The sequence below is a fragment of the Pseudorhodoplanes sp. genome (assembly GCF_050250235.1).
GTDB lineage: Bacteria > Pseudomonadota > Alphaproteobacteria > Rhizobiales > Xanthobacteraceae > Pseudorhodoplanes.
Map to the genome: position 1 here is coordinate 23,107 of NZ_JBFWPA010000078.1, position 7,765 is coordinate 30,871.

5 protein-coding genes are annotated in these 7,765 nt (G+C 63.1%); all 5 read left to right on the forward strand.

Features of this window, described 5'->3' with window-relative positions:
• The first annotated feature begins 54 nt into the window (after positions 1 to 54).
• Complete coding sequence (gene uraD / locus AB7F49_RS26075) at positions 55 to 939, forward strand: 2-oxo-4-hydroxy-4-carboxy-5-ureidoimidazoline decarboxylase (protein ID WP_428527822.1); 885 nt, start codon at positions 55 to 57, stop codon at positions 937 to 939.
• A 1-nt stretch (position 940) separates the two neighbouring features.
• Entirely contained in the window at positions 941 to 1,939 is a 999-nt protein-coding gene (locus AB7F49_RS26080) for a c-type cytochrome (protein WP_428527824.1), read from the forward strand.
• An 84-nt stretch (positions 1,940 to 2,023) separates the two neighbouring features.
• On the forward strand, positions 2,024 to 3,364 hold the full coding sequence (locus tag AB7F49_RS26085) for an amidohydrolase family protein (RefSeq protein WP_428527836.1): 1,341 nt from the start codon (positions 2,024 to 2,026) through the stop codon (positions 3,362 to 3,364).
• Between the two features lie 54 nt (positions 3,365 to 3,418).
• The gene (locus AB7F49_RS26090; RefSeq protein WP_428527826.1) at positions 3,419 to 4,048 is read left to right on the forward strand and encodes a glutathione S-transferase family protein; all 630 of its coding nucleotides are present in this window, start codon (positions 3,419 to 3,421) and stop codon (positions 4,046 to 4,048) included.
• Positions 4,049 to 4,241: 193 nt separating this feature from the next.
• Positions 4,242 to 7,712: a bifunctional diguanylate cyclase/phosphodiesterase gene (locus tag AB7F49_RS26095; protein WP_428527828.1), complete on the forward strand. Its 3,471-nt coding sequence runs from the start codon at positions 4,242 to 4,244 to the stop codon at positions 7,710 to 7,712.
• Positions 7,713 to 7,765: the final 53 nt, after the last annotated feature.

Sequence of the window (7,765 nt, forward strand, 5' to 3'; positions counted from 1 at the left end):
TTTTGTCATTGTTATCAATGGCTTTTCCGCGTTTATCCGCTATTGTCGGTGGCCATGGGCACAAAGTTCACCCTGGAATCGCTGAATTCCCTGCCATTGCCGGCTTTTTCGGCTGCCGTCGGCGACGTTTTCGAGCATGCCGGCTGGGTCGCCGATGCCGCTTTCGGGCACCGGCCGTTCCCCACCGTCGCGGCGCTGCACGAGGCCATGATGGGGGTGGTGCGGGCAAGCCCGCCGGACCGGCAGCTCGCGTTCATCCGCGCGCACCCGGAGCTCGGGTCCAGGGTCAAGCGGCTCGACATCACGGCCGACTCGCAGGCCGAGCAGGGATCGCTCGGGCTCGACCGGCTGAGCGACGCCGAGTTCAACACCTTCACCGGGCTGAACGCGGCCTATCAGGAAAAATTCGGGATTCCCTTCATCATCTGCGTGCGGCGGCATACCCGCGATTCGATCCTGAAGGAGTTCGCGCGCCGCCTGCAAAACGATACCGAGGCAGAGCGCAAGGCCGCGCTGGACGAAATTGCCCTGATCACGCGGCTGCGCCTGGTCGGCAAGGTCGACGGTCCCGGCAGGCCCGCGACCGATGGACGGCTGTCCACCCATGTGCTCGACAATGTCAGCGGCAAGCCGGCACAGGGCGTCAAGGTGACCCTGTATGAAGTGGGCGCCAGCGCCCGGTCGCTGCTGGCGGAAACCATGACCAATGCCGACGGCCGCACCGATCGGCCGCTGATCGCCGGCGAGCCGTTGCGAATCGGATCGTATGAACTCAACTTCGCGGTCGCGGATTATTTCGCCGCCAGCGGCGCCGCTCAATCCGATCCGGCCTTTCTCGATGTCGTTCCCATCCGCTTTTCAATTGCCGAGCCGGAAGGCCATTATCATGTGCCGCTCCTGGTTACGCCCTGGAGCTACGCGACCTATCGCGGGAGCTGACATGCATCTGCCCGACCGGTATGCGCGGCGTTTCGCCGCCGCACTCCTTGCCCTGGCTGCCTTCGCACATCCCGCCATGGCGCAGGACCTCTCTCCACCCGCCGATCCGAACTGGTCGGTGCCGCAGATCGGCGCCCTGCCCTACGACGCGGCCGGGATGCTGATCCGCCGCGGCCGCGATCTCGTCACCGCGACCTATGCCCATATCGGTCCGGCGGTGGCCGACGAAGCGAAGCGTTACGCCGGCAACAATCTCGCCTGCTCGAACTGCCACCTGAATGCGGGGACAAAGAAGTTCGGCATCCCGCTCTGGGGGCTGGAGGACCAGTTTCCGCAATATTCGTTCGAGGCCGGGAAGGAAATCACGATTCAGGACCGTATCAATTCCTGCATGACGCGGTCGATGAACGGCAAACCGCTGCCGGTCGACTCGCCGGAAATGCAGGCCTTCGTGGCCTACATCGATTTCCTGTCGAAGGGAGCGACTCGCGGCGAGAAACTGTCCGGCCTCGGCGAAGGCAAGATGCCGATCCTTGGCCGTGCGGCCGATCCGTCACGCGGCAAGGTGCTCTATGCCAAGTCCTGTGCGGTCTGCCATCAACTGGATGGATCGGGCGTGCGGCGCGACAACGCATTGCCGAATTTCGGCTATCTGACGCCGCCGCTCTGGGGCCCGGACAGTTTCAACAATGGCGCCGGCATGGCGACGCTGATCGCCATGGCGAACTTCATTCATTTCAACATGCCGAACGGCACCAGCTACACGCGGCCGCGCCTGCGCCAGCAGGAAGCGTGGGACATCGCGGCTTACGTGATCTCGCAGCCGCGGCCGCAGCGCGAAGGTCTCGACAAGGATTTTCCCGATCTGCTGCGAAAGCCCGCGGATATCCCGTATGGTCCTTATGCCGACGGCTTCAGCCAGCGGCAGCACATGTATGGCCCGTTCGGGCCGATCCGCGCGGCGCTCGAAAAGCTGCGGGCGGAGCAGAAGAAGAACTGACGGCCGCCGTCACGCGATTTCCGGGCCTGTCCGCGCGCGTTCCCGTGCGATAGCGTCCGTCAAAGCCGCCGGGAGAGACACATGATGACCGCATCCGCTCGACGGATTTGTCGTATTGCCATCCTCGGCTTGGTGGTCAGCACCTCCGCGAGCGCGCAGACCCAAACGCTGTTCAACAATGTTCGCATCTTCGACGGCAGGAACGCAACGCTCTCGCCGCCGTCGAGCGTCCTCATCAAGGGCAACATCATCGAGCGCATTTCCACTGCACCGATCGCCGCCGAGTCCGCGACGACGGTGATTGCCGGCGGCGGCCGCACGCTGATGCCCGGCCTGATCGATGCGCACTGGCACACGATCCTGGTGCGTCCCACCGCACAACAGGCGATCACGGGCGACGTCGGCTACGTCAATATTCTCGCCGCGCTGGAGGCCACGGACACGCTGATGCGCGGCTTTACCACGGTTCGAGATCTTGGCGGACCTGCCTTCGGACTGAAGCAGGCGATAGACCAGGGACTGGTGGCCGGCCCGCGCATCTTTCCGTCCGGCGCCATGATCACGGTCACCAGCGGTCACGGCGACTTCCGTCAGACCCTCGAAATTCCACGAGCGATCGGCGGACGGCTGAGCCGCATGGAAGAGATCGGCGGCGCCATGGTCGCGGACAGTCCCGACATGGTGCGGATGCGCGTGCGCGAGCAACTCATGCTGGGCGCCTCGCAGATCAAGCTGACCGCCGGTGGCGGCGTCGCCTCCCCGCACTCACCGATCGATGTATCGACCTTCACGGAGGCGGAGTTGCGCGCGGCAGTGGACGCAGCGGAGAACTGGGGCACCTACGTGACGGTGCATGCCTATACGCCGAAGGCCATGCAGAGTGCGATCGCAGCCGGGGTCAAGGTCATCGACCACGGCCATCTGATGGATGAGCCCACCGCGAAGCTAATGGCGGACAAGGGCATCTGGCTCAGCATCCAGCCGTTCCTCGACGATCCCGATGGTGGCGTTTTTCCGCCCGGCTCGGTCCAGCATTACAAGAAGGCGCAGGTCGTTGCCGGTACCGACCGCGCCTATACGCTCGCGAAGAAATACGGGCTCAAGACCGCGTTCGGCACTGACGTCCTGTTCTCGAAGGACGCTGCGACCCGGCAGGGCGCGATGCTGACCAAGCTGACGCGCTGGTACACCGCTCCCGAGATTCTCAAGATGGCGACATCGACCAACGCCGAGTTGCTGGCGCTGTCCGGGTTGCGCAGCCCCTATCCCGGCAAACTGGGCGTGGTCGAGCAAGGCGCGCTCGCCGACCTGATCCTGGTCGACGGCAATCCGCTTGAGAATATCCAGCTCATCGCCGAGCCCGCGAAGAACTTTTTCGTCATCATGAAAGATGGCAGGGTCGTGAAAAATACGCTGCCGCGCTAGCCGCGATGCTGCTACTGCAATGTCCCGAGCTTCCGAAAACTGCCTGAGGAAACGATGATCGATCTCTACACATGGACCACGCCGAACGGACGCAAGGTTTCGATCGCGCTTGAAGAACTGGGACTGCCCTACAAGTCGCACGCGATCGACATTTCCAAGGACGAGCAGTTCGCGCCCGACTTCCTCAAGATTTCCCCGAACAACCGCATCCCCGCGATCGTCGACAACGACAATGGCATGTCGCTGTTCGAGTCAGGCGCGATCCTGATCTATCTTGCCGACAAGACCGGCAAGCTGCTGCCGAAACAGGGCGAAGACCGTTACCGCGTGATCGAATGGCTGATGTGGCAGATGGGTGGTCCCGGCCCGATGCTCGGTCAGGTGCATCACTTCGTGAAATACAACAAGGGCAAGTCGGCCTATGCCGAGGAGCGCTATTCGAAGGAGGCACAGCGGCTCTATGGCGTGCTCGACCGGCGGCTCGAAGGCCGCGACTTCGTCGCCGGCGATTATTCGATTGCCGATATTGCGATCTGGCCCTGGATCTCGCGCTTCGAGTGGCAGGAAGTCGATCTCGCCAAATTTCCGAACGTGAAGCGATGGTACACCACGATCGCGAACCGTCCCGCGGTGCAGCGCGGCTACAAGCAGCCAAAGGACGTCGGCGAAATCCCGATGCCGTGAACCGCCCTGCAGCCGCGGTCGCCCCGCCGACCGCGGTTAACGGCGGGCTAACATCTGGCCGAAGCAGTAAAGCATGACCAAAAGGTAATCGTTCATTCAGAACAATTCTGAATTGCGCTGAAGGTTTCATCATTCCGGAAACCACCTCCCCGCTATTGAAGGAGCACAAGAAGAACGCCCGGGAGAGGCGGTTGTGCTTTCATTGTTGTCCCGAGTCTCGTTTCGCGAATTGCTCCTGGTGGCGCTCGGTCTGATCGGCGTCGGGGTGGTGGCCATTACCGTGACCGTCATCGCCTTGCGCAACGATGCCATACAAGATGCATTCGCGGATACCGGCAACATCGCAACGGTGCTGGCGGAGCAGACCGACCGGGCGGTACAGGCGATCGATCTCTCCGTGTCCGAAATATCCGAGCGCTTCGGCGAGCAGGCCCAGCAGCGACCCGCGGATTACGACGCACTGCTCGGCAGCCGGTCGGTCCATGTCCTGCTCAGCGAACGTGACAAACGACTGCCGCAGACCGAATTCATCTCGATCATCGACAAGACCGGCCGGCGGGTCAGTTCCTCGCGCGGATGGCCGGCGGCCGGAGCCGACCTGTCCGACCGCGACTATTTCGCCTATACGCGCGACCATGTCGTGCCGAAGCTTTATGTGAGCGGTGTCGTCGACAATCGCGTCAGCGGCGAGCGCAACGTGTTCTTCGCCAAACGGATCAGCGGGCCGAAAGGCGAGTTTCTCGGTCTCGTTCTGGCCGGGATGAAGCCTGCCTATTTCAAGCATGTCTACGATTCGATCGCATCCGCGCGCGAACTCTCCTTCGTGATGCTGCGCGACGACGGAACGGTGCTGGTCCGGCATCCCGACATCGGCGATCTCACCGGACAGAAGCTGCCCGCCGGATCGAAATGGTATCCCCTGGTCCGTGACGGCGGCGGTCATTTCAATTCCACCGGCGCGTTCGACGGCATCCCCCGGCTGGTCGCCGTCCGGCCGCTGAAGGATACGCCGCTGGTCGTCAATGTGGGCATTCCGGCGGGTGCGGCCCTTTCGGCCTGGAAACACCGTGCGCTGATGATCGCGTTGGGCACCGTGCTCGCGCTGATCTGCTCGCTGCTCTTGATTTACGCACTCTACCACCAGTTCGCGCAACTCGCAGCCTCCCGCGCCTCTCTGATCGAGCGGGAAGCAAGACTTGCTGACAAGACGTCCGAGTTGCAGCAATCCAACGCACGCCTCGATACCGCGATCGATCACATGATCCAGGGCCTCGTGATGTTCAACGCGGCGGGCGAGCTTGTGGTCTGCAACAACCGATTCGTGGAAATCTACGGACTTTCGCCCGAGCAGATCAAACCGGGCGTCTCGATCCGGCGGGTGCTCGAATTGCGTATGGCGGCCGGCAGCTTCGTCGACGATATCGACGCCTATATCGACGAGCTGCGCACCAAGATGAATTCCGGCGAACCGATGACCAAGATCACCGAGTTCGACGACGGCCGCACCTTCTGCGTCACCAACCGCCCGACCGGAGGCGGGGCGTGGGTCGCAACCCACGAAGACATCACGGAACGCAGGCGCGACGAGAAGGAGTTGCAGCGGGCTCGCAACATGTTGCACGCTGTGGTCGAAAACATCCCCGAAAGTCTGGTCGTCAAGAACGCAAAGACCCGACAATACATCTTTCTGAATCGAGCCGGCGAAGCGCTGCTTGGGGCTAACAAAGGCCAGCTCCTCGGCAAGACCGGGGACGAGATATTCCCAGCTCCGGAAGCCGCACTGGTGAGAGCGCGCGATGAGGAAGCGCTCCGCACCGGACAGCTCACAATCGAGAGTCGGAAAGTTCTTGCACTCGACGGAAGAGACCGGGACGTCACGTCGAAACGCATCGCGATCACAGGGAGGAACGGCGAGCCGGAATACATCATGAATGTGATCGAGGATGTGACGGCTCGCAAGCGCGACGAGCAGGAGTTGCATCGCGCGCGCAACATGCTGCATGCCGTGATCGAAAACATTCCGGAAATGCTCGTGGTGAAGGAGGCCAGGAGCGGTCGCTATATCCTGGTCAACCGCGCCGGCGAGGAACTGCTTGGCGCGAAGAGCGAGGACTTGATCGGCAAGACCACCGCGGAAATCTTCCCCAGGGATCAGGCCGAGGTGATCGTGGCGCGCGACCAGGAGGCATTGCGGACCGGAGAACTCAAGGTCGATTTCCATCCCACCTGCACGCTGGATGGCCGGTTGCGCGACGTGTCGTCCAAGCGCGTCGCCATCGGCGGCGACAACGGCGAGCCGGAATATCTCCTGACGGTCATCGAGGACATCACCGAGCGCAAGCGCAACGAGACGCGCATTGCGCATATGGCCCATCACGATCCGCTCACCGATCTTGCCAATCGCGCGGCGCTCAATATGAAGCTTGCCGAGACCGTGCAGCAGGCAGCGGCCGAGGACGGGCATTTTGCCCTGCTCTGCATCGATCTCGACCGCTTCAAGGAGGTCAACGACCTCTACGGGCACGCCGCCGGCGACAATGTGCTGCTCGAACTCGCCAGTCGCATGAAGGAAGCCGCGGCGGGCACATTCCTCGCGAGGCTCGGTGGCGACGAGTTCATGGCGATCTGTGTCGACGATGCGGACACGCGATCGGCCGCGGCCAGGCTGGCCGGCCGGCTGGTCGACGCCGTTTCGGGCGATTTCGACTGCGACGGGCGCAAGGTTCGCCTGGGCATGAGCATCGGCGTGGCGATGTATCCGGACGACGGTACCGACGTGGTCGGTCTTCTGCGCAACGCGGACGCGGCGCTCTATCGTGCCAAGGCCGAGGGCCGCGGCGCGATCCGCTTTTTCGAAGCTGACATGGACCGCATGCTGCATGACCGGCGTGCGCTGCAGGCCGACCTCACGCTCGCGGTGGCGCGCAACGAGCTGCAGCTTTTCTATCAACCGCAGGCGCGCGTCTCCGGACAGATCATCGGCTTTGAAGCGCTGCTGCGGTGGGATCACCTGCGCCGCGGCTTCGTGCCGCCCGGTACCTTCATCCCGCTGGCGGAGCAAAGCGGTCTGATCGACCAGATCGGAGAATGGGTGCTGCGCGAGGGCTGTCGCGAGGCTGCAACGTGGCGAAAGCCGCTGCAGATCGCGATCAACCTCTCGCCGGTGCAATTGCGGCAGGCGGAACTCGTCCCGCTCGTGCATTCGGTATTGCTGGAGACCGGGCTCGCACCGGAGCGGCTGGTGCTCGAAATCACCGAGGGCGCGCTGATGGATGACTATTCGCGCGCCGTCTCGATTCTGCGCCGGCTGAAGGCACTCGGCGTGCGCATTGCCATGGACGATTTCGGAACCGGTTATTCGTCGCTGTCCTACTTGCAGTCCTTCCCCTTCGACAAGATCAAGATCGATCAGACCTTCATCGCCAATCTCGAGCGCAATGCGCAGTCGGCCGCGATCGTGCGCGCGGTACTCGGCCTCGGCCGCAGCCTCGATCTCACGACGGTTGCCGAGGGCGTGGAGACGCAGGCTCAGCTTACCGTCCTGCGCAGCGAAGGCTGCGACGAGATGCAGGGTTATCTGATCGGGCGGCCGCAGCCGATCTCGGAATTTGCTGAAATCGCCGGCCGGCCGGCGCGGGATCGCCGGGACGCGGCAGCCGGTTAGGAAATGCGGCGGAAACGCAGAGCGCGGATCGTTCCGCGTCCGCGATAAGACCT

What these genes read in the sequence shown, in the direction of transcription:
- AB7F49_RS26080 (WP_428527824.1), top strand. Translation starts at nt 941, where the DNA reads ATGCATCTGCCCGACCGGTATGCGCGGCGTTTCGCCGCCGCACTCCTT.
- uraD (WP_428527822.1), top strand. Translation starts at nt 55, where the DNA reads ATGGGCACAAAGTTCACCCTGGAATCGCTGAATTCCCTGCCATTGCCG.
- AB7F49_RS26090 (WP_428527826.1), top strand. Translation starts at nt 3,419, where the DNA reads ATGATCGATCTCTACACATGGACCACGCCGAACGGACGCAAGGTTTCG.
- AB7F49_RS26085 (WP_428527836.1), top strand. Translation starts at nt 2,024, where the DNA reads ATGACCGCATCCGCTCGACGGATTTGTCGTATTGCCATCCTCGGCTTG.